Origin of the sequence: Paracoccus sp. P2 (assembly GCF_046335115.1) — a bacterium.
Lineage (GTDB): Bacteria > Pseudomonadota > Alphaproteobacteria > Rhodobacterales > Rhodobacteraceae > Paracoccus > Paracoccus pantotrophus.
Window position 1 is genome coordinate 53,736 of sequence record NZ_JBGOSN010000002.1, and the last position, 21,093, is coordinate 74,828.

The 21,093-nt window shown below is 69.7% G+C and carries 17 protein-coding genes; 7 read left to right on the forward strand and 10 right to left on the reverse strand.

What is annotated here, in order from left to right:
- Window positions 1–56: 56 nt before the first annotated feature.
- Window positions 57–797, reverse strand: coding sequence for a glutamine ABC transporter substrate-binding protein GlnH (gene glnH, locus ACDP63_RS01460; protein WP_024843441.1), 741 nt, complete (start codon window positions 795–797; stop codon window positions 57–59).
- Window positions 798–922: 125 nt separating this feature from the next.
- On the opposite strand from glnH, the gene ACDP63_RS01465 reads away from it, so the two are divergent.
- Both ACDP63_RS01465 and ACDP63_RS01470 read left to right on the forward strand, forming a co-directional pair.
- Window positions 923–2,251: an aspartate aminotransferase family protein gene (locus tag ACDP63_RS01465; RefSeq protein ID WP_024843442.1), complete on the forward strand. Its 1,329-nt coding sequence runs from the start codon at window positions 923–925 to the stop codon at window positions 2,249–2,251.
- Window positions 2,248–3,018: a 3-keto-5-aminohexanoate cleavage protein gene (locus ACDP63_RS01470; protein ID WP_024843443.1), complete on the forward strand. Its 771-nt coding sequence runs from the start codon at window positions 2,248–2,250 to the stop codon at window positions 3,016–3,018. The genes ACDP63_RS01465 and ACDP63_RS01470 overlap by 4 nt, the downstream gene beginning before the upstream one ends.
- A gap of 62 nt (window positions 3,019–3,080) precedes the next feature.
- Here the strand turns inward: ACDP63_RS01470 and ACDP63_RS01475 are convergent, their stop codons facing one another.
- From ACDP63_RS01475 to ACDP63_RS01485, 3 genes are read right to left on the reverse strand one after another with little or no spacing between them, the layout of a single operon-like run.
- Window positions 3,081–3,779: a hypothetical protein gene (locus tag ACDP63_RS01475; RefSeq protein WP_024843444.1), complete on the reverse strand. Its 699-nt coding sequence runs from the start codon at window positions 3,777–3,779 to the stop codon at window positions 3,081–3,083.
- A gap of 23 nt (window positions 3,780–3,802) precedes the next feature.
- Window positions 3,803–4,540, reverse strand: coding sequence for a DUF5058 family protein (locus ACDP63_RS01480; protein ID WP_024843445.1), 738 nt, complete (start codon window positions 4,538–4,540; stop codon window positions 3,803–3,805).
- A gap of 38 nt (window positions 4,541–4,578) precedes the next feature.
- Window positions 4,579–5,742 carry an amidohydrolase gene (locus tag ACDP63_RS01485; RefSeq protein WP_024843446.1) on the reverse strand — a complete coding sequence of 388 codons (1,164 nt, stop codon included), beginning with the start codon at window positions 5,740–5,742 and terminating at the stop codon, window positions 4,579–4,581.
- A gap of 127 nt (window positions 5,743–5,869) precedes the next feature.
- Between ACDP63_RS01485 and ACDP63_RS01490 the strand changes: the two genes are divergently transcribed.
- Window positions 5,870–6,382 (forward strand): MarR family winged helix-turn-helix transcriptional regulator, encoded by a 513-nt coding sequence (locus ACDP63_RS01490; protein ID WP_074990514.1) that lies wholly within the window; start codon window positions 5,870–5,872, stop codon window positions 6,380–6,382.
- 9 nt (window positions 6,383–6,391) lie between these two features.
- Here the strand turns inward: ACDP63_RS01490 and ACDP63_RS01495 are convergent, their stop codons facing one another.
- Complete coding sequence (locus ACDP63_RS01495; RefSeq protein ID WP_028710273.1) at window positions 6,392–7,660, reverse strand: MgtC/SapB family protein; 1,269 nt, start codon at window positions 7,658–7,660, stop codon at window positions 6,392–6,394.
- A gap of 194 nt (window positions 7,661–7,854) precedes the next feature.
- Here ACDP63_RS01495 and ACDP63_RS01500 point away from each other — a divergent pair, with 194 nt between their 5' ends.
- Entirely contained in the window at window positions 7,855–9,354 is a 1,500-nt protein-coding gene (locus tag ACDP63_RS01500; protein ID WP_024843449.1) for a phosphomannomutase, read from the forward strand.
- Between the two features lie 15 nt (window positions 9,355–9,369).
- Here the strand turns inward: ACDP63_RS01500 and ftsH are convergent, their stop codons facing one another.
- The 3 genes from ftsH to hmgA form a co-directional block, all read right to left on the reverse strand.
- Window positions 9,370–11,199 carry an ATP-dependent zinc metalloprotease FtsH gene (gene ftsH, locus ACDP63_RS01505; RefSeq protein WP_024843450.1) on the reverse strand — a complete coding sequence of 610 codons (1,830 nt, stop codon included), beginning with the start codon at window positions 11,197–11,199 and terminating at the stop codon, window positions 9,370–9,372.
- Window positions 11,200–11,367: 168 nt separating this feature from the next.
- A complete protein-coding gene (gene fahA / locus ACDP63_RS01510; protein ID WP_024843451.1) occupies window positions 11,368–12,573 on the reverse strand; it encodes a fumarylacetoacetase in 1,206 nt (401 codons plus the stop codon).
- 144 nt (window positions 12,574–12,717) lie between these two features.
- Entirely contained in the window at window positions 12,718–14,076 is a 1,359-nt protein-coding gene (gene hmgA / locus ACDP63_RS01515) for a homogentisate 1,2-dioxygenase (protein ID WP_409927641.1), read from the reverse strand.
- 145 nt (window positions 14,077–14,221) lie between these two features.
- Here hmgA and ACDP63_RS01520 point away from each other — a divergent pair, with 145 nt between their 5' ends.
- Window positions 14,222–14,656, forward strand: a complete 435-nt coding sequence (locus ACDP63_RS01520; protein WP_024843819.1) for a MarR family winged helix-turn-helix transcriptional regulator — start codon at window positions 14,222–14,224, stop codon at window positions 14,654–14,656.
- Window positions 14,657–14,728: 72 nt separating this feature from the next.
- Entirely contained in the window at window positions 14,729–16,342 is a 1,614-nt protein-coding gene (locus ACDP63_RS01525) for an amidase (protein WP_024843820.1), read from the forward strand.
- A 31-nt stretch (window positions 16,343–16,373) separates the two neighbouring features.
- Here ACDP63_RS01525 and ACDP63_RS01530 read toward each other — a convergent pair whose 3' ends face one another.
- The gene (locus tag ACDP63_RS01530; protein ID WP_024843821.1) at window positions 16,374–18,215 is read right to left on the reverse strand and encodes an FUSC family protein; all 1,842 of its coding nucleotides are present in this window, start codon (window positions 18,213–18,215) and stop codon (window positions 16,374–16,376) included.
- Window positions 18,212–18,673 (reverse strand): MarR family winged helix-turn-helix transcriptional regulator, encoded by a 462-nt coding sequence (locus ACDP63_RS01535; protein ID WP_024843822.1) that lies wholly within the window; start codon window positions 18,671–18,673, stop codon window positions 18,212–18,214. Before ACDP63_RS01535 ends, ACDP63_RS01530 begins: the two co-directional genes overlap by 4 nt.
- A 244-nt stretch (window positions 18,674–18,917) precedes the next feature.
- Here ACDP63_RS01535 and ACDP63_RS01540 point away from each other — a divergent pair, with 244 nt between their 5' ends.
- Window positions 18,918–21,080, forward strand: a complete 2,163-nt coding sequence (locus ACDP63_RS01540) for an esterase-like activity of phytase family protein (RefSeq protein WP_024843823.1) — start codon at window positions 18,918–18,920, stop codon at window positions 21,078–21,080.
- The last annotated feature ends 13 nt before the right edge of the window (window positions 21,081–21,093 follow it).

Sequence of the window (21,093 nt, forward strand, 5' to 3'; positions counted from 1 at the left end):
GCCGGACGGACGGGGACGGATCGGTCCCCGTCACCCGCGCTGGCCGCCCGGAACGATCACTCGGCGGGCTTGGTGCCGAACCATTTCTCGTAGATCGCTTCGTAGCGCCCGTCGGCCTTGAGCTTGGCCAGCGCCTCGTTGACCTTGGGGGTCAACTCGCTGCCCTTGGGAAAGCCGATGCCGTATTCATGCGCCATCATCTGCTCGCCCACGGCCTTGACCTGGCCGCCGCCGGCGGTGGCGATGTAGTAAAGCACGTTCGGCGTGTCATGCATGGCCGCATCGACGCCGCCGGTGCGCAGCTCCAGATAGGCGTTGTCGATGTTGGGGAACTTGCGCAGCGTGGTTTCCTCGAAATTCTCCTCGGCATAGTCCGAGGACGAGGTGCCGGTCTTGACCGCCAGGGTCTTGCCGGCCAGGTCGGCATGGCTGGCGACCTCGCTGTTGGCCGGCACCATCAGCATCAGGCCGCTGTCGTAATAGCCGTCCGAGAAGTCGATGACTTCCTGCCGCTCGGGCTTGATGGTGATGCCGGCCAGCGCCACGTCCACCTGCCCGGTCTGCAAGGCCGGGATGATGCCGGCGAAATCCATCGGCCGCAGCTTATAGGTGACGCCGATCTCGGTGGCGATGGCATCCCAGAGGTCGATGTCGAAGCCGACATACTTGTCGCCCTCCTTGAACTCGAAGGGCACGAAGGCGGTGTCGGTGGCGACGACCAGATCCTCGGCCATGGCGGCGGTCCCGATGCCCAGGGCCAGGACGGCAGCGCCGGCGAATGCGAAAAGCGTCTTCATTTGTTCTTTCTCCCTGTGGAACGGCACCGAGAGACCGGCACCGCGCTCGCAAATTTATTTGCATAAATCACCAAACAATGCAATTAGATTTGCTTATCACTGGCCCATGAAAGGATGGAGTCGCGATGCCCGGGCATGTTTTCGGACGAACGACCAAGGGGGTGCTGCCGGTGGCGGCACGCGGCGAAGGCTGCTACATCATTGATTCCTCTGGGAAACGCTATCTGGACGGCTCGGGCGGGGCGGCGGTGTCCTGCCTTGGCCATTCCGATGCCGGGCTGCGCGCCGCGCTGCATGCGCAGCTGGATGCGCTGGCCTTTGCCCATACCGGCTTCTTCACCTCCGAGCCCGCCGAATCGCTGGCCGACGCGCTGGCCGCCCATGCGCCCGAGGGGATCGAGCGGGTCTATCTGGTCTCGGGCGGCTCCGAGGCGGTCGAGGCAGCGATCAAGCTGGCGCGGCAGTATTTCCTGGAGATCGGCCAGCCGCAGCGGCACCGGGTGATCGCCCGGCGGCAGAGCTATCACGGCAATACGCTGGGCGCATTGGCGGCGGGCGGCAATGCCTGGCGGCGGGCGCAATTCGCGCCGCTGCTGGTCGAGACCAGCCATATCGCGCCCTGCTACGAATATCGCGACCGGCAGGAGGACGAGACGCAGGAGGCCTACGGCCAGCGCGTCGCCGACGAGTTGGAGGCCGAGATCCGCCGCCTCGGCCCCGAGACGGTGATGGCCTTCATCGCCGAGCCGGTTGTGGGCGCGACCGCCGGCGCGGTGCCCGCCGTGCCCGGCTATCTGAAGCGCATCCGCCAGATCTGCGACCGCCATGGCGTGCTGCTGATCCTCGACGAGGTGATGTGCGGCATGGGACGGACCGGCCATCTTTTCGCCTGCGAGGAGGACGGCGTCGCGCCCGACATGATCACCATCGCCAAGGGACTGGGCGCCGGCTACCAGCCGGTCGGGGCGCTGCTGGCCTCGGGGCGCATCTACGGTGCCATCGCGGCGGGTTCGGGCTTTTTCCAGCATGGCCATACCTATATGGGCCATGCGATGGCGGCGGCGGCGGCCGGGGCGGTGCTGGACGCCATCCTGGGGCGCGGCCTGCTGGCGCGGGTGCGCGAACAGGGCGCCAAGCTCGACGCGGCGCTGCGGGCCGAGTTCGGCCAGCATCCGCATGTCGGCGACATCCGCGGCCGCGGGCTGTTCCGCGGCATCGAACTGGTCGAGGACCGCGCCGGCAAGACCCCCTTCGACCCGGCGCGCAAGCTGCATGCACAGATCAAGAAGCTGGCCTTCGAGGCCGGGCTGATCTGCTATCCGATGGGCGGTACCATCGACGGGCAGCGCGGCGACCACATCCTGCTGGCGCCGCCCTTCATCATCGAGGACGCGCAGATCGACGAGCTGGTCGGCAAGCTTTCGGGCGCGATCCGCGGGGCGCTGGCGGCATGAGCCTGCCGCGGATCATGGTCGCGCCGAACGGCGCGCGGCGCGGCAAGGCGGACCACCCCGCCCTGCCCGTCACCATCCCCGAGATCGTCGGCTGCGCGCGGGCGTGCCATGCGGCTGGCGCAGGCGGCATCCATGCCCATGTCCGGGACGCCGAGGGCCGGCATGTGCTGGACGCCGGGCTCTATGCCGAGCTGATCGCCGAACTGGCCCGCGCGGTGCCCGATATGGCAGTGCAGATCACCACCGAGGCGGTGGGCCGCTACAGTCCTGCCGAGCAGCGCGCGCTGGTGGCGCGGCTGCGCCCGGCCGCGGTCTCGGTCGCCTTGCGCGAGATCACGGCCGAGCCGGATGCGCGGCTGACCCGCGCCTTCTTCCACGATTGCGCCGCGGCCGGGATCGCGGTGCAGCATATCCTCTATGCGCCCGAGGAGGTGGACCGGCTCGCCGCCCTGCTGGCGGATGGCACCGTGCCGGCCGCGGGGCTGCAGATCCTGCATGTGCTGGGCCGCTATGCGGCGGGCCAGATCTCGCAGCCCTCGGAGCTCGACGCGCCCCTGGCCCGCCAGCGCGCCGCCGGGCTGGCCGCCGACTGGGCGGCCTGCGCCTTCGGCCCGGCCGAGACCGCATGCCTGCTGGCGACGATGCGGCGGGGCGGCAAGGCGCGGATCGGGTTCGAGAACAACCTGCTGAACATGGATGGCCACCCGGCCGCCTCGAATGCGGAACGGGTGGCGGAACTGGTGCGGCTGGCCGAAGCGGATCGCTGAGGCCCCGCTCCGGGACAGCCGGCCGGCGGCGCCGACCGGGACAGCCCGAGCCGCGGGGATGGTCAGGCGGACTGGCCGCTGCCGGCCGGGCGTGCGGGCCTGCGGTTGGTCGCGAAGCAGACGAGGATCGCCAGGATGCCCGCGACCGCCGTGCCCAGAACGCCGGGGATCGGCGACAGGAAGATCGCAAGCCCGCACAGAATGCCGGTCAGCGCGTTGCGGCGGGTGGCGCTGTTCATGAACATGACCAGCACGGCGCCGTAAAGCGCGGGCAGCGTGTATTCCTTGACCGCCAGCGCCATCGGCGCGGGCATGGCGTCGATCAGCGCCCGGCCGATCACCACCAGCGCCACCAGGAAGACCAGGTTCACCAGCACCGAGACGGCGATGCCCAGCACCGCCGCGACCTCGGCCTTGCGCGAGCCGGTCTCGGCCTCGACGGCCTGCTGGCACGAGATCACCACCGGCATGCGCATGTTGCCGATATTGCCCGACAGGAAGCTCATATAGGTGCCGCACACTCCCAGCACCGGGAAATACGAGATCGGCTCGACGATCCAGATGATGCCGACAAAGGCCAGCACGGCCAGAAAGCCGGTCAGGATCACCCCGGCGCCGGGCCAGGCGCCCAGCACGAAGGACAGGTAGAGCGCGGGCAGCAGGCAGACCGCCATGGCGATCAGCAGCGTGATGCGCCCGATGCGATGCGCCCGCGGGATGAAGCTGGTCCGGTAATGGGTCTCGAGGTTCTGCTTGGTCATGGATCGCTCCTGATGCTTGGGGATCAGGCCAGGATCTGGCCGACGAGATATCCGGCGGCGAGCCCGCCGATCAGCGCGAAGCCCACGGCCCATTCGCGCAGCCACAGCCAGCGTTTGCCAAGCTGGCCCAGCACCAGCATGGTGCCGGCCCCGATCAGCAGCGCGGCCAGATCGTCCCAGGCCACGGCGATCTCCGCCAGCCCGGTCTTGGCCACGGCCGCGCCCAGCCCCAGCGTCAGGAAGATCGCCACCGGCGTCGCGCTGCCAAGCGCCCGGATCAGCTGCGGATTGCCGACCGACAGCTTGTCGCGCGTGCGGTCGAGGCTTTTCGTCATCAGGAAGGTGCTGACCAGCCAGCCCATGCCGCCCAGCGTCATCACCCAGACCGAGGCGGTAAAGGCTTGCAGCGTGTAGCTGTCGGTGCCCAGCGTCGCGCCCGCGGCCTTGGCGCCCATCTCGGCGGCGACGAATTCGAAGATGGCCGAGCCGATCACCCCGACCCGCATCAGCGTCACCGGCCCGCCCACCATGGCGACCAGCGAGACGGCGACGAAGAAGACCGCGATCGCCGGCCCGATCGAGTTGATCGTCGCGGTCTTGTAGACCCGCAGGCGCTCGTCGCGGGTCAGGATGCCGTAATCGTTCGAGAGGCGCAGCGTCATGCGCAGGTAAAGCAATGCCTGCACCACGACGGTGCCGACGATCAGGCCGGCCAGCAGCCACAGCACGGGGCCGTTGGCCACCGAGAAGACATGTTCCATGCGGGTAATCCTTGCAAGCCCTGCCGGGCAGGGGGCGCTCAGGCCAGTTCGGTTTCGACCAGGCGGCAGAAATAGCTGGCCGCCACCGTCAGGATCGCATCGTTGAAGTCATAGCCGGGATTGTGCGGCATGGCGCCGGGGCCGGCGCCGACCAGGACATAGCTGCCCGGCACGCGCTCGGTCATGAAGGCGAAATCCTCGCTGCCGGTCAGCGGCGGCGCATCGGCATGCACCCGCTCGGGCCCGACCACCTGGGCCGCGACGGCCAGGGCCACACCCGTCGCCTCGGCATCGTTGACCAGCGGCACGAAATTGTCGTCATATTCCACGCACGCCGCGCCGCCATAGGTCGCGGCGATGCCTTGGGCGACCTCGTCCAGCCGCCGCTTCATCAGCGCACCGACCGCCTTGTCGAAATAGCGCAGGCAACCCTTGAGCGTGGCCTTGTCGGGGATCACGTTATGGCTGTTGGTGCCGGCATAGACATCGGTAAAGGACAGGATGCCGGTTTCCAGCGGGTCGAGGTTGCGCGCCACGACGCTTTGCGCCGTCACCACCAGATTGGCGGCGATCTGCGCCGCGTCGACGGTGGTCTGCGGCAGCGCGGCATGGCCGCCCCGCCCCTGCACCCGGATGGTGAAGAAGCTGCATCCCGCCATGGCCCGGCCGGTGCTGCTGTAGATATGGCCCTGCTCCATGCCGGGGAAATTGTGATAGGCGTAAAGCCGGTCGCAGGGGAAACGCTCCAGCAGCCCGTCGCGGATCATCGCAAGCGCACCGCCCAGCCCCTCCTCGGCGGGCTGGAAGATGAAATGCACGGTGCCGGCGAAGTCGCGGGTCCGCGCCAGGTGCCAGGCCGCGGCCAGCAGCGTCGCGGTATGGCCGTCATGGCCGCAGGCATGCATCACGCCCGGAACCTTCGAGGCATAGGGCTTGCCGGTCTCCTCCTGGATCGGCAGCGCGTCCATATCCGCCCGCAGCCCGATGGCGCGGTTCGATTCCCGCTTGCCGCGCAGCACCCCCACCACGCCGGTGCCGCCGATGCCGGCATGCACCTCGTCAAAGCCGAAATCGCGCAGGCTGCGCGCGACCAGTTCGGCGGCAAAGGTTTCCTGAAAGCCGATACCCGGGTTTTCGTGCATCGCGCGGCGCCAGCCGACGAAGGTGCTTTCCTGCGCGACGATATCCTCGATCAGACCCATGCTTCCCTCCCTGCGAATCACGCCTGTCTGTCTTGATATGAAATTGTTGCATAATAAGATCATTGCGCAAAGGAATTATTTCACCTTTGCTATGCCCCGGGCCAAGGACGGACAAATGGGCGGAAACATGGGAAAAACCTGGTCGAGAAGCTTTCGTCAGGGCAATGCGATCTACAAGCTGAACCTGCTGGCGACCGAATCGATCCGCTCGGTCGAGGATCGTTTCATCGCCCTGGTCGGGCTGGACGTGCGCACGATCCGGGTGCTGCGGCTGATCGGCGACAATCCCGGCACGACCTTTGCCGAACTGACGGTGATGACCGGGCTGGAGCGCAGCCTGGTGTCGCGGCTGATCCAGAATCTGGTGCGCGGCGGCCATGTCGAGCGGCGCAACGACGATGCCGACGCCCGCCGCTTCGGCCTGTTCGTGACCCAGGCCGGGCAGAGGGTGCGCGACCGCGCCGACCTGCTCTCCGCCCGCGCGCTGGAGGCGGTGTTCGAGCCGCTCTCGCCGGCCGAGGTGCAGGCCTTCATCGCCACCATGGACAAGCTGGCCGACTGGCTGGACAGTCCGGACTATGCGCAAAAGGCCACACGGATCTTCGACAGCATCGATTTCGGCGATTCCGGCCCGGTCTAGGGGCGGCGTTCATCCCCGCTCCAGCACCGCCTGCGCCCAGACCGCCGCCAGCCCGGCGGCAAGCGCCAGCGCGCTGATCCCGGCGACGGTCAGCCCGATCCGCCGGTTGCCGACCAGCGCCGCCATCGCCGCCTTGGACAGGGTATTCACCGCCACCGCGACCAGGATCGCGCGCGCCGCGACCGGGGTGGCCAGGTCGCCGCCGCCGAGCCGCGCCATCGAGATCGACACCGCATCCACATCGCCGATGCCCGAGATCGCCGCGATGATCAGCACGCCGACATCGCCATAGTGGTGGCGCAGGATCTCGGCCGCCAGCAGCACGAGGGCGATGAAGGCGGCGATCTTCAGCGCCGTGCCCACCGCCAGCGGGTTGCTGATCGGCAGCGCCGGTCCGGCCTGCGCCGGCCGCCGCCACAGCAGAAGCGCCGCCGCCGCGGCCATCACCGCCGCCCCCGCCGCCAGCGGCAGCGCCAGATGCGCCAGCAGCGCCCGGTTCAACCCGACCGTCACCACGCCGACGCGGACCAGCATGACGATGCCGGAAATCAGGATGCCGGCGGCAAGCAGCCGGGCGGCGCCGGGCTGGGCCTTGCCCAGCCGGGCAAAGGCCAGCGTGGTCGCGGTCGATGAGGCCAGCCCCCCGGCCGCCGCCATCACCACGATCCCCAGCCGGTCGCCAAAGGCCCGGACCGCGACATAGCCGGCAAAGGAAATCCCGGCGATCAGGATCGCCAGCAGCCAGATCTCGCGCAGGTTGACCGCGCCCCAGGGATCGACGCTGCGGTCGGGGATGACCGGCAGCAGCAGGAAGGACATGGCCGCCAGCGTCAGGATCGCCCGGATCTCGGCCCAGCTCAGCGCCGCGACCCAGCGGTGCAGGTGTTCGCGCCCCGCCAGAAGCAGCGTCATCGCCACGGCGGCGGCGACGGCCGGGACCAGCGGCCCGGTGACGGCCAGCGCGCCCAGCAGAAAGACCAGCATCCCCGCCACCGCCGAGGTGGCGCTGACATTCCGGTCGAGCCGCGATTCCAGCCATTGGAAGGCGGCAAAGACCAGCGCGAAGCCGCAGAACACGATGCCGATCACCAGACCGCCGTATTGCAGCGCCAGGACGCCGGTCGCCCCGCCGGTCAGCCCGGCCAGCGCGAAGGTGCGCAGGCCGGCGGCGCGCTGATGCTCGCGCTCGTCGCGGGTGCGCCAGCCGCGTTCGAGCCCGACCAGCAGGCCGATGGCCAGCGACACGGCAAGGCGGCTGAGGATCTGATCCGGGTCCATCGGCGCATTCTGCCACCGGTTTCAGCGGCTTGCCAGCGCCGCAAGGTGGCCGCGATCCGGGCCCGGCTTGCGCCCGGCGTCGCGGGATTTCGGGTATTTTCGGAACAGAGAAGCCGCGAGACCCGGCACGGCGGCTCTGGACGAACCGCCCGCCGCGCCTGCATGATCGGCTTTCCAAAGAGCGAGCTTCGAGCATGACCGAGACAGGCCCCCTCACCCTCCGGACGCTGATGGCGCAAAGCGGCGTCGCCTTCGGCACCAGCGGCGCGCGCGGATTGGCCAGCGCGCTGACCGACCGCGTGGCCCATGGCTGCGTCCAGGGCTTCCTGCAATATCTGCGCGAGATCGGCGAGTTCGCCCTCGGAACCGAGGTGGCGCTGGCGGGCGACCTGCGCCCCTCGACCCCGCGCATCCTGCGCGCCTGCGCCCAGGCGGTCCGCGACGCGGGCGGGCGGGCGCTGTTCTGCGGCCATGTGCCCACGCCGGCGCTGGCGCATTACGCCTTTGGCCGCGCCATCCCCTCGCTCATGGTCACGGGCAGCCATATTCCCGACGACCGCAACGGCATCAAGTTCCACCGCCCCGGCGGCGAGATCCTGAAGCCGGACGAGGAAGGCATGGCCCGGCAGGCGCTGGCGCCGGATCCCGCCCGCTTCGACCCCGACGGCGGGCTGGCCGAAGCCGCCCCCCTGCCCGAGCCCATGGACATCGAGGACGGCTATCTGCGCCGCTATCTGGACTTCTTCGGCAAGGACGCGCTTTCGGGGCTGCGGCTTGGGCTTTACCAGCATTCCGCCGTCGGCCGCGACCTCATCGCCCGCATCCTGCGCGCGCTTGGCGCCGAGGTTCTGCCGCTGGGCCGCTCGGACCGTTTCATCCCCGTCGATACCGAGGCGCTGCGGCCCGAGGACATCGCCCTGGCGCGGGACTGGGCGGCGGGGCAGCGGCTGGACGCCATCGTCTCGACCGACGGCGATTCCGACCGTCCGCTCCTGGCCGACCACCGCGGCGAATGGCTGCGCGGCGACCTGCTGGGCCTGCTTTGCGCCCGCGAACTGGGCGCCGAATGCGTCGTCACCCCGGTCAGCAGCAATACCGCGCTGGAACTGAGCGGGGCCTTCGCCCGCACCATCCGCACCCGCATCGGCTCGCCCTATGTCATCGCGGCGATGAGCGAGGCGGCGTGCGAGACCCTGGGACCGGTCTGCGGCTACGAGGCGAACGGCGGCTTCCTGCTGGGCAGCGAGATCGTGCGGGACGGGCGGCGGCTGGCGGCGCTGCCGACGCGCGACGCGGTCCTGCCGGTGGTCGCGGTGCTGGCGGCGGCCAGGGCGCGGCCGCTGGCCGAGCTTTGCGCCGGCCTGCCGCGGCGCGTGACCTTCAGCGACCGGCTGCAGGATTTCCCGACCCGGGATTCCCAGGCGATCCTGGCCTGGCTGACCGCGGGCAGCGAGGCGGAGAGCCGCGCCCGGATCGAGGCGCAATTCGGCCCGCTGGCCGGCGGGTTGTGGCGGATCGACCAGACCGACGGGCTGCGCATGACCTTCGCGGACGGCGCGATCATCCACCTGCGCCCGTCCGGCAACGCGCCGGAGCTGCGGCTTTACACCGAGGCCGGGACCGACGAGGCCGCGCGGACGTTGAATGCCGCGGCCCTGGCGCAGGTCCGCGGGATGGCGGCGCTGCTGGCCTGACCGGCCGGGCTGGGCTCAGGCGGCCGCGGCCGCCGGCCGCACCCTTGCCGCGAAGGCACGCAGCTCGGCATCCTCCAGCGTCTCGCGCTCCAGCAATTCGCGCGCGGATTGCTCCAGGAGGTCGCGATTGGCCTCGAGCAGCGCCACCGTGCGGGCAAAGATCCTGTCGGTGATCTGCTTGACCCCCGCGTCGATCCGCTGCGCCGTGGCCTCGGAATAACGCCGGCTCAGCCACGAGCCCTGCTCGTTCGTGCCCAGGAAGCCGGGGCGGTCGCTGTCATAGCTGACATGGCCCAGATCGTCGTCCATGCCATAGCGCGTGACCATGGCGCGGGCGATGTCGGTCGCCTTGACCAGATCGTCGGCCGCGCCGGTCGAGAGATGGCCGAAGACCACGCTTTCCGCCGCCCGCCCGCCCAGCAGGACGGCGATCTTGTCCTCCAGCTCGGCGCGGGTCATCAGGAAGCGGTCCTCGGTCGGGCGCTGGATGGTATAGCCAAGCGCGCCGATGCCGCGCGGGATGATCGAGACCTTGTGGACCACGTCCACGCCGGGCAGCGCCATGGCGACCAGCGCATGGCCCATCTCGTGGCAGGCGACGATCTCGCGCTCGCGCGGGTTCAGCAGGCGGTTGCGCTTTTCCAGCCCGGCGACGATGCGCTCGACCGCCTGGTTGAAATCGGCCATGGCCACGGCATCGGCGCTGCGCCGGGTGGCCAGCAGCGCCGCCTCGTTCACCAGGTTGGCCAGGTCGGCGCCGGAAAAGCCCGGCGTCAGCGCGGCGACCTGCCCGACCTCGACATCCGGGGCCAGCCGCACCTTTTTCATATGCACCTTGAGGATGTCGATGCGGCCCTTGCGGTCGGGCTTGTCCACCAGCACCTGCCGGTCGAAGCGGCCGGCGCGCAGCAGCGCCGGGTCCAGGATCTCGGGCCGGTTGGTCGCGGCCAGCAGCACCACGCCCGACGAAGGGTCGAAGCCGTCCAGCTCGGACAGCAGCTGGTTCAGGGTCTGCTCGCGCTCGTCATTGCCGCCGGTGAACTGGCCCGAGTTGCGGGCGCGGCCAAGCGCGTCGAGTTCGTCGATGAAGATGATGGCCGGGGCGCTCTTGCGGGCCTGCTCGAACAGGTCGCGCACCCGCGCGGCACCGACGCCGACGAACAGCTCGACGAATTCCGAGCCCGAGATCGACAGGAAGGTCACCCCCGCCTCGCCCGCCACGGCCCGCGCCAGCAGCGTCTTGCCGGTGCCGGGCGGGCCGACCAGCAGCACCCCCTTGGGAATGCGCGCGCCCAGGCGGCCATAGCCCTCGGGGTCGCGCAGGAAGGCGATGATCTCCTCCAGCTCGGCCTTGGCCTCGTCCACGCCGGCGACATCGGCGAATGTCACGCCGGTTTCCTTTTCCATATAGACCTTGGCCCGGCTCTTGCCGACCTGCATGAAGCCGCCCAGGCCCTGGCGCTCGGCGAACTTGCGAAAGACGAACATCCACAGCGCCAGGAACAGCACCACCGGCACCACCCAGGACAGCAGCGCGCCAAGCCAGGTGTTCTGCGGCACGCCGCTGATCTCGACCCCGGCCTGGTCGATGCGCTCCAGGACGGCCGGATCGACCAGGGTGGTGACGAACTGGTTGCGGCCGTCGACCGGGCTATTGAAATTGCCGGTGATGCGGTCGCCGCCAACCGCCACCGACGAGATGCGGCCCTGCTCCAGGTAATCCTCGAACTGGCTGTAGCTGATCGGCGCGACATCGCGCGCGCCCGACAACAGATCCTGGACCAGGATCACGGCCAGGAAGGCCAGGATCCAATACCAGATGTGGAACTCGGTCCTTTTCTCCATGTCTTCTCCATGCCGGCGCCCGGCTGCTGGGCGCCTGGTCGACAAGCGCGCGCCTGGCCGATGTTGCCCGACCGCGCGGCGCCGATCAACGGGCCGGGCGGGTTTCGGGCGCGCGCCGATGCCGCAGCAGGACCGGCGACAGCCCCCCTGCCGCCGCCAGGGCCGCGCTCATGGCTGCGCCGGCAGGATGCGCCCGGTGCAGGGTCCGAAGCCGATGCGATAGCCCGCGCCCTGCGCATGGGCGAAAAGCCCGATCTCGTCGCCATCCTCGATGAAGGTGCGGGGCGCGCCATTGACCGTGACCGGCGCCTTGCCGCCCCCGGTCATCTCCAGCAGCGCCCCGGCCTGGTCGCGGCCCGGCCCCGAGATCGTGCCCGAGCCCAGGAGGTCGCCGACCCGCATCGGGCAGCCGGAACTGGTGTGATGCGCCAGCTGCTGGGCGCTGGAGTAATACATGACGTTGTAATTCGTCCGTCCCATCACCTGGCCGTTCATGGTCCAGCCGAGCTCCAGGTCGTAAAGCCCCGGCCGCCGCTCGTGCAGATAGGGCAGCAGCGGGTTCAGCCTCTCGGCCCCTGCGCAACGGAACGGCTCCAGCGCCGCCTGGGTCACGATCCAGGCGCCGATGGTGGTGCCAAGCGCCTTGGACTGGAAGGGCCCCAGCGGCTGGTATTCCCAGGCCTGGATGTCGCGCGCCGACCAGTCGTTCAGCAGGACATAGCCGAAGATCATCGCCTCGGCCTGATCGACGCTGACGCGGCTGCCCATCTCGCTGTCCGCGCCGACGACGGCGCCCAGCTCCAGCTCCAGGTCCAGCCGGCGGCAGGGCACCCATTCCGGCCCGGCCTCGCCCCGGACCTGCCCCATCGGCCGCCGGATCGGCGTGCCCGAGACCACCACCGACGAGGCCCGGCCGTTATAGCCGATGGGCATATGCGTCCATTGCGGCGGCAGGGCGTTCTCGGGACCGCGAAACAGCACGCCGACGTTGAAGGCATGGTTCTTCGAGGCATAGAAGTCGGTGTATTCCGTGACCCGGATCGGCAGGTGCATCTGCGCGTCAGACATGGCGACCAGCGGCAGGTCTGGCGTCGCGCCCTCGGCGAGCAGTTCGGTCAGCCGCGCACGCACTGCGTCCCAACGCGCCCGGCCAAGCGCCATGAAGCTGTTAAGTGCCGGCTGCGCGAAGGTGCCGTCCGCATCGACCAGCCCGCACGCCTCGCATTCGGCCAGATCCAGGATCATGTCGCCGATGGCCACCCCGCAGCGCGGCGCAGCGCCCGACACGGAGAACACCCCATAGGGCAGGTTGTTCAAGGGAAAGGGACAATCCGGCCGATTGGCGCTTTCGACCCGAGACCGCAGCAACGCCATGCGCATCTTCCTTCTTTCTTGTGAAAATATCCCACGGGAGGTCGCCGGCTGGTGCGCCACCGGTTCGAGAACCAGCCGGCGACGGGTGTGAAACCCCCGGCCTCCGGGGGCCACGGGTCCGGGGGCCACGGATCCCGGTACGCGTCACTTCCCGCCCGGCGTGCCGTCGAACTTCTTCTCCAGCTTTTTCCAGACCTCGATATAGTCCTTCTGCATCGGGGCCTCGCGGGCGGCGAATTCGGTCAGGTGCTGGGGAAAGCGGGTCTCGAACATGAAGGACATGGTGTCGTCCAGCTTCTCGGGCTTCAGTTCCGCGTTGGAGGCCCCCTCGAAGGCGTCGCGGTCGGGGCCGTGCGGCAGCATGCAATTGTGCAGGCTGATGCCGCCCGGCGCGAAGCCCTGCGGCTTGGCGTCGTAGATGCCGTGGATATTGCCCATCAGCTCGGACATGATGTTCTTGTGATACCAGGGCGGGCGGAAGCTGTGTTCGGCCACCTGCCAGCGTTCCCGGAACAGCACGAAGTCGATATTCGCCGGCCCCTCCTGCCCCGAGGGCGCGGTCAGCACGGTGAAGATCGACGGGTCGGGATGGTAGAACAGCACCGCACCCACCGGCGCATAGGTCCGCAGGTCGTATTTGCAGGGGCAGTAATTGCCGTGCCAGGCCACCACGTCCAGCGGGCTGTGGTCGATCCAGGTCTCGTGGAACCGGCCGCACCACTTGATGACCATGCGCGAGCGGGCCTCGCGATCCTCGAAGGCGGCGACCGGGCATTTGAAATCGCGCGGATTGGCCAGGCAATTGGCGCCGATCGGGCCGCGGTTCGGCAGGTCGAACTTCTGGCCGTAATTCTCGCAGACAAAGCCGCGGGCCGGGCCTTCCAGCAGCTCGACGCGATAGACGAGGCCGCGGGGGATGATGGCGATCTCCTTCGGCTCCAGCTCGATCACGCCCAGTTCCGTGCAGAAGCGCAGCCGGCCCTCCTGCGGCACTACCAGCAATTCGCTGTCGGCCGAGAAGAAGTATTCATCCTGCATGGATTGCGTCACCAGGTAGACATGGCTGGCCATGCCGACCTGGATGTTCACGTCGCCGGCCGTGGTCATGGTGCGCATGCCGGTGATCCAGGTCAGCTCCTCCTCCGGCACCGGGATCGGATCCCAGCGATACTGGCCCAGGCTGACGATGTCGTCGCGCAGGTTCGGCGCCGTCTTCCAATGGGGCAGGTCGATGGCCGCAAAATCGCCGGTATGGCGGACCGAGGGCCGGATGCGATAGCACCAGGTCCGCTCGTTCTGGCCGCGCGGCGCGGTGAAGGCGGTGCCGGACAGCTGCTCGGCATAAAGCCCGTAGGCGCATTTCTGCGGGCTGTTCTGGCCCTGCGGCAGGGCGCCGGGCAGGGCCTCGGTCTCGAAATCGTTGCCGAAGCCGGGCATGTAGCCCGGATGCGTGCCGGTGGCGACGGTGGCGCGGGTCATCCCGCGCGGCAGGTCGTGGGTCATGGGCGCTCCTCCTCGGTCGGCATCATTGCTGTTGCAACGAATATGCCGTTGCATCGGCAACGATGTCAACGCGGATCTGCGGCCCGGCCGATCCTTGTTGCAGGCGCAACGGCTTTCTGCTGTTCTGCCGGCCAAGGAGAAGCGCATGTCATTCGATCTGGACCGGTTCCTGCCCTATCGCCTGTCGGTCGCCGCCGCCCAGGTCAGCCGCCGCTTTGCAGCCCGCTACGCGGCCGAGGCGGGGCTGAGCATTCCCGAATGGCGGGTTCTGGCGCATCTGGCCCATTCCGGCGCGGTGAGCGTGCGCGACATCAACGCGCGGGTGCATCTGGACAAGTCGGTGGTCAGCCGCGCCGCCGCGCGGCTGCAAGAGGCGGGCTGGGTGCGCAAATCGGGCAACGCGGCCGACCGCCGGCTGGTGGTGCTGGAGCTGACGCCCGAGGGCCGCGCGCTGATGGCGCGGCTCGGGCGCATCGCCGAGGCCTTCCAGGCCGAGCTGCTCGCCGAGCTGGGACCGGAGGCCGAGGCCCTCGACAGGGCGCTGGCACGGCTGGCCGGCACGGAAGCCGGCGCGCTCTAGCCTGCAGCACCAAGACCCGGAACGCCGACAGGGGCGGTAGGAGGCTTGCGATATGCGTCACGCGGCCCGGACATGCTGCGATCGAACCAGATCCGCCCGGATCGGGCGCAGGACGGGCGCAGAACAGGCACCGGGGTTGCGCCGGCCCGCGCGACGGGCGAACATCGCCGGCAGGCCACCCTGTCCCCTGATCCGCATGCGATGATGAAACCGACCCCGGCGACCGGCACCCCTTCCCCGACCCCCCTGCCCGCGACCGGGATCACCGGGCTTTCGGCGCTGGACCTCAGCCGCGCCATCCAGGCCCGCGACCTGGGCTGCGTCGAGGTGATGACGGCCTTCCTGGACCGGATCGAGGCGCTGAATCCCAGGGCGAACGCCCTCGTCTCGCTGCGCCCGCGCGAGGCGCTGCTGGCCGAAGCCCGCGCGGCGGATGCGGAACTGGCGGCGGGGCGGTCGCGCGGCTGGCTGCACGGCATCCCGCAGGCGCCCAAGGATCTGACCGCGACCGCCGGCATTCCCACGACCATGGGGTTCCGCGGCCTCCGGGACCACCTGCCCAAGGCCGATTCCGTGCTGGTCGAGCGCAGCCGCGCGGCCGGCGCGATCCTGATCGGCAAGACGAACACGCCGGAATTCGGCCTTGGCTCGCATACCTACAACGCCCTGTTCGGCACCACGCCGAACGCCTGGGATCCGGCGCTTTCGGCGGGCGGCAGTTCCGGCGGCGCGGCGGTGGCGCTGGCGCTGCACATGCTGCCGGTCGCGGATGGCAGCGACATGATGGGCTCGCTGCGCAACCCGGCGGGCTGGAACAACGTCTATGGCTTCCGCCCCTCGATGGGCCGGGTGCCCAACGGCCCGGCGCCCGAGCTGTTCTTCCAGCAGCTCGGCCACGAGGGGCCGATGGCGCGCAATGTCGCCGACCTTGCCATGCTGCTTGCGACCCAGGCCGGCCGCGATCCGCGGCTGCCGCTGTCGCTGGCGGGCGACGGCGCGGAATTCGCCGCGCCGCTGGCCGGCGATGCCAGGGGCAAGCGGATCGGCTGGCTGGGCGATCTGGGCGGCCATCTGGCGATGGCACCGGGCGTGCTGGACACCTGCGAAAGCGCGCTGCGGATCTTCGAGGCGATGGGCTGCGCCGTCGAGCCCGCCCTGCCGCAATTCGACATGGCGCGGCTGTGGTCGGCCTGGGTCGTGCTGCGCAGCTTTCTGGTCTCGGGCAGCCTGCGGGCGGTCCACGACCTGCCCCGCACCCGCGCATTGCTGAAGCCCGAGGCGATCTGGGAGATCGAGACCGGCCGCGCGCTGACCGGCAGCCAGGTCTTCGAGGCTTCGGTGACGCGCTCGGCCTGGTACCAGGAGGTTCTGCGGCTGTTCGACCGCTACGATTACCTGGCGCTGCCCACGGCGCAGCTTTTCCCCTTCGACGCCGGCGAGCCCTGGCCGAAGGAGATCGCCGGGCGCAGGATGGACAGCTATCACCGCTGGATGGAGGTGGTGATACCGGGCAGCATGGCCGGCATCCCCGTGCTGGCGGTGCCGGCGGGCTTCGGCGCGCAGGGCCTGCCGATGGGGTTGCAGATCATGGGGCCGCCGCACGCAGACCGGGCGGTGCTGGAACTGGGCCATGCCTATGACCTCGTCCAGCCCCATACGGCGCAAAAAAGCCCGCTGGCGGGCTGACAGGGCGGAAGCCCGCGCCAGCGCCGCGCGGTCAGGTGGCCGGCGCCACATGCCGCAAACCGCGGGCCGCCTGCCGGATGGCCTGCGCCTCGGCGCCGTCCAGACGCTGCGCCAGCCGGTCGAGGCTGGGGCCGGCGCGGCCGGCGTCGCGGGCGATGCGCGCCAGCCGCCGCCGGGCCAGCCCCGCCGCGCGTCGGGTCGGGTCCGGCGTGTCGGGCGCGGCCAGCAGCGCGTGGCAGCGCATCGCGGCATGGGCCAGGGTCAGGATGGCAAGGCTTTGCGCCAGCGCCCGGTCGCGCGCCCCGGCCAGCCGCTCGGAAAGCCGCACCAGCCGCAGCGCACGATGATACAGCCGCGCCTGCCAGACCCGGCGGCGCGCCAGCGCATCCGGGTTGCCGGCGATCGCGGCCAGATCGCGCAGCATCATCTGCACCAGGTGCCGCTGGCGGCGTTGCAGGCTGACCGGATAGACCAGCCGGTAACCGGCCCAGGCCGTCAGCGGCGCGGCCAGGACCGCCAGCCCCTTCAGCAGCAGGTCCGGCAAGCCTTCCTGCAGCGGCAGATGCGGCTGCGACATCAGCAACAGGATCATGCTGTAATCCGTGGCGGCCAGCATGGTCCGGCGGTGTCCGGCCAAAAGCGGTGCCAGCATCAGCAAGGGCACCAGCATCAGGATCTGCTGCAATTCGGTCCGGGCCAGGGGCCAGAGCAGCCAGTGGCACAGGATCGCCGCCACCATGCCGAGCGCCTGCCCGGCGCTGACGTAGCGCATCATCTGGGCCGGGTTCTCGAAGGTCGAGAACAGCGAGATCATCACCGACAGGCCCAGCAGCATGAAGGGGCCGAGGCTCCAGCCGGTGGCCAGCCAGATCATGCCGAACAGCAGCATCGCCCCGCCGGCACGCAACCCGGCCTCGCGTGCGCCGATCCAGTCGCGATGCAGCGCCACCGGCGGCGGCGCAGCAGGCGGGACGGGATGCGCATCCCAGCCGCGCAGCGCCTCGGCCAGCCCCTGCACCAGCCGGCGCAGCTCGTCATCGCCCTCGGGGGTGGCAAGGATGCGGCACGCCGCCGCCGCATCGCCGCGATCCAGCGCCCCCGCCGCATCGGCCAGCCGCCGCGCCAGCGGCACCGGCACCGGCGCCGCGCCCTCGGCCCGCAGCAGCAGCGGCATGGCGGCAAGCAGCACCGCCCGGCTGGCCCGCACCTCGCGCCGCGAGCGCAGCGAACCGGCGGCATGGGGATCGAGGCCCTCCTCCAGCGCGGCGATGCGCGACAGCAGCGCCCGGCCCTCGGCCGGCGCCGTTCCGGCCAGATGGCGCAGCAGATCGACCAGCAGGCCGCCGATGCGGGCGCGCAGATCGGCGACACCGCCCTGCCCGGCCAGGAAATAGCCGGCCAGCGTCGCCACCACGACCCCGGTCAGCACCGTCGCCAACCGGTCGGCGCCCAGATGCAGCACCCGGTCGGGATGCGCCGTGTCCAGCAGCGCCACCATCGAGGCCGAATAGCCCGCCAGCACCGTGCCATAGGCGATAAAGCCGCGCTGGAGATTGCCGGCCCAGGTGCAAAGCCCGACCCAGAGCGCCAGCCCCAGCACCAGGATCCCCGGATGCAGCGGCGCGCCCAGCACCAGCAGCACCCCCGCCCCCGTGCCGACCAGCGTCCCGGCAAAGCGGAAGAAGGCCTTTTCGAGCAATTGCCCGCGCAAGGGCTGCGCCGCCGCCCAGACCGACATGCCAGACCATTGCGGATGCTCCAGCCCCATGGCCCAGGCGACCAGAACCGCAAGGCAGCAGGCCAGTGCCGTGCGGCTGGCAAAGCACAGCCTGCCCCCGTCGAAGCCGCGCCGCAGCAGCCAGTCCGCGCTCATTCCTGCCCGACCGCCAGCCTGTGGGCGATGCGCGCCTCGATCCGGGACAGGTGGCGCAGCATCTCGTCCAGCGCGGCATCGTCCAGATCGGCCAGCAGTTCCGCCTCGATCCGGTCCAGCAGCCGGCGCAGGCGCGCCACCTCGTCCCGGCCGGCGGCGGTCAGCAGGATGCGGCGGGCACGGCGGTCGGCGGGATCGGGCCGGCGCTCGACCAGGCCGCGGCCCTCCAGCAGGTCCAGCAGCCGCACCAGCGTCGAGCCGTCCAGCGCCAGCCTTGCGGCAAGCTCGGTCTGGCTGATGCCGTCGCCGCCCTCGGCCAGATGGATGAGCGGCGCCCAGGTCGCATCGGTCAGCCCGGCCGGGGCCAGGGCCTGCTCGACGGCCCGCCGCCACTGGCGGCCGAGCGTCACGAAATAGCGGCCGAAACCGCCGCGCGCAGGGGTCGGATGATTGGTCATGATGATACATGTATGTCAAAATAATTTGTATTGCAAATTATTTTGACAGCCAATGAATCCCGGCAAGGCACGGCGGCAGTTTCCCAGCGCGACGCTGCGCCGGCGTCCCGGTCCTGCCCCCCGGTCCCGCCCCCAGGTTTCGCCCCGCGCAGCCGGAGGAATGACATCAAACTGTCCGCCAACCGTTGCCGAACCGTTGCATGCCGGCCCTAGCGTCCGCGCGACCCGCATCCCAGGAGTTGCCATGACCGCCCGCCTGCTTTCCGCCGCCTCGATGCTTGCGCTTCTTGCCGGCCCCGCCCTGTCCGAAAGCTTCAACCGCATCGCCTCCATCCCGGTCATCGCCAACATGGCCGAGGGCGAAGACAGGGCGCGCGCTTCCTCGGCCGAGATCGTCTCGGCCTCGCCCGACGGCATGACGCTGATCTATACTGACAGCCCGTTGGGCGTGGTCGGGCTGATCGACATCCGCGATCCCAAGGCGCCGAAACCGCTGGGCAATGTCGCGCTGCAGGGCGAGCCGACGACCGCCCATATCATCGGCACGCACGCCTTCGTCGGCGTGAGCACCTCGGAAAGCCGTGCCAAACCCTCGGGCCGGCTTGCAGTGGTCGATCTGGACAGCGCGGCCGAGGTGGCATCCTGCGACCTGGGCGGCCAGCCGGATTCGGTGGCGGTGGCGCCGGACGGCAGCTTCCTGGCCGTGGCGATCGAGAACGAGCGCGACGAGGAGGCGGGCGACGGCGGCTTGCCGCAGATGCCCGCCGGCTTCCTGGCCAAGCTGCCCATCCGCGACGGCATGCCCGATTGCGCGGCGCTTGAGCGGATCGACCTGACCGGCCTGGCCGGCATCGCCCCCGAAGACCCCGAACCCGAATTCGTCGACATCAACGAGGCGGGCGAGATCGTCGTCACGCTTCAGGAAAACAACCACATCGCCGTCATCGGCGCCGACGGCCGGGTCGCCGCGCATTTCCCGGCCGGCGCCGTGGCGCTGGAGAATGTCGATACCAGGACCGATGGCAGGCTGGACTTTTCCGGCAAGACCGACCCGATCCCGCGCGAACCCGACGGGGTGAAATGGATCGACGCCGACCATTTCGTCACCGCCAACGAAGGCGACTGGAAGGGCGGCTCGCGCGGCTTCACCATCTGGAACAAGGACGGCACGGTCGTTTCCGAATCCGGCGCCACGCTGGAACATGCCATCGCCGAGATCGGCCACTATCCCGAAAAACGCTCGAAATCCAAAGGGGTCGAGATCGAAAGCGTCGAGTTCGCCCGCTTTGGCGAGACGCCCTATCTGTTCGTGCTGTCCGAGCGTGCCTCGGTCGTGGCGGTCTATGACCTGACCGACCCGGCAGCGCCGCAACTGACCCAGATCCTGCCCTCGGGCATCTCGCCCGAAGGGGCGGTCGCCATCCCGGCGCGCAACCTGTTCGTCACTGCCAACGAGGCCGACCTGGGCGAGGATGGCGCGGCACGGGCGCATGTGATGATCTTCGAGCGCAGCATCGCGGAACCGGCCTATCCCATGCTGACCTCGGCCGGCGCCGACGGGCTGATCGGCTGGGGTGCGCTTGGCGCGCTGGCCTCGGCCCCCAGGCGCGAGGACCGGCTGTTCGCCGCCTCGGACAGCGTCTATTCCGCCATGCCCTCGATCTACGAGATTGACACCGGCACGAAACCGGCGCGGATCGTGAAGCAGACCATCGTCACCCGCGGCGGCGATCCGGCGCAAAAGCTCGACATCGAGGGGCTGACCTCGGATGGCGAAGGCGGCTTCTGGCTGGCGAACGAGGGCGATGCGGCCAAGCTGGTGCCCCACGCAATCCTGCATGTGAACGAGACGGGCGAGATCACGCAGGAAATCGCCCTGCCCGCCGTATTGCTGGCGCATCAGACCCGCTTCGGCGCCGAGGGCATCGCCAAGGTGGGCAACACGCTTTGGGTCGCGATGCAGCGCGAATGGGGCGACGATCCGCAGGGTCAGGTGAAGCTGCTGGCCTATGATCTCGATGCCGGGGAATGGGGCGCAGTGCGCTATCCGCTGGAGCCGAAGGGCGAGGGCTGGATGGGCCTGTCGGAAATCGCGGTGAAGGGCGGGCACGCCTATGTCATCGAGCGCGACAACCTGATCGGCGACAAGGCGGCGGTGAAGAAGATCTTCCGCGTGGCGCTGGCCGACCTGCAGCCGGCCCCGCTGGACGGCGAGTTGCCGGTCGTCGCCAAGGAAGAAATCCGCGACCTGATCCCGGAACTGCGGGCGCTGACCAACGGCTATGTCGTGGACAAGGTCGAGGGGCTGGCCTTCGACGCACGGGGCGACGCCTGGGTGGTGACCGACAATGACGGCGTGGACGACAGTTCGGGCGAAACGCTGTTCTGGAACCTTGGCGCGCTGTGATGCCATGGGCAGG

Excerpts from the sequence above, each read along its gene's own strand:
- glnH (WP_024843441.1), bottom strand. The coding sequence starts at position 797 with ATGAAGACGCTTTTCGCATTCGCCGGCGCTGCCGTCCTGGCCCTGGGC.
- ACDP63_RS01465 (WP_024843442.1), top strand. The coding sequence starts at position 923 with ATGCCCGGGCATGTTTTCGGACGAACGACCAAGGGGGTGCTGCCGGTG.
- ACDP63_RS01470 (WP_024843443.1), top strand. The coding sequence starts at position 2,248 with ATGAGCCTGCCGCGGATCATGGTCGCGCCGAACGGCGCGCGGCGCGGC.
- ACDP63_RS01475 (WP_024843444.1), bottom strand. The coding sequence starts at position 3,779 with ATGACCAAGCAGAACCTCGAGACCCATTACCGGACCAGCTTCATCCCG.
- ACDP63_RS01480 (WP_024843445.1), bottom strand. The coding sequence starts at position 4,540 with ATGGAACATGTCTTCTCGGTGGCCAACGGCCCCGTGCTGTGGCTGCTG.
- ACDP63_RS01485 (WP_024843446.1), bottom strand. The coding sequence starts at position 5,742 with ATGGGTCTGATCGAGGATATCGTCGCGCAGGAAAGCACCTTCGTCGGC.
- ACDP63_RS01490 (WP_074990514.1), top strand. The coding sequence starts at position 5,870 with ATGGGAAAAACCTGGTCGAGAAGCTTTCGTCAGGGCAATGCGATCTAC.
- ACDP63_RS01495 (WP_028710273.1), bottom strand. The coding sequence starts at position 7,660 with ATGGACCCGGATCAGATCCTCAGCCGCCTTGCCGTGTCGCTGGCCATC.
- ACDP63_RS01500 (WP_024843449.1), top strand. The coding sequence starts at position 7,855 with ATGACCGAGACAGGCCCCCTCACCCTCCGGACGCTGATGGCGCAAAGC.
- ftsH (WP_024843450.1), bottom strand. The coding sequence starts at position 11,199 with ATGGAGAAAAGGACCGAGTTCCACATCTGGTATTGGATCCTGGCCTTC.
- fahA (WP_024843451.1), bottom strand. The coding sequence starts at position 12,573 with ATGGCGTTGCTGCGGTCTCGGGTCGAAAGCGCCAATCGGCCGGATTGT.
- hmgA (WP_409927641.1), bottom strand. The coding sequence starts at position 14,076 with ATGACCCACGACCTGCCGCGCGGGATGACCCGCGCCACCGTCGCCACC.
- ACDP63_RS01520 (WP_024843819.1), top strand. The coding sequence starts at position 14,222 with ATGTCATTCGATCTGGACCGGTTCCTGCCCTATCGCCTGTCGGTCGCC.
- ACDP63_RS01525 (WP_024843820.1), top strand. The coding sequence starts at position 14,729 with ATGCTGCGATCGAACCAGATCCGCCCGGATCGGGCGCAGGACGGGCGC.
- ACDP63_RS01530 (WP_024843821.1), bottom strand. The coding sequence starts at position 18,215 with ATGAGCGCGGACTGGCTGCTGCGGCGCGGCTTCGACGGGGGCAGGCTG.
- ACDP63_RS01535 (WP_024843822.1), bottom strand. The coding sequence starts at position 18,673 with ATGACCAATCATCCGACCCCTGCGCGCGGCGGTTTCGGCCGCTATTTC.
- ACDP63_RS01540 (WP_024843823.1), top strand. The coding sequence starts at position 18,918 with ATGACCGCCCGCCTGCTTTCCGCCGCCTCGATGCTTGCGCTTCTTGCC.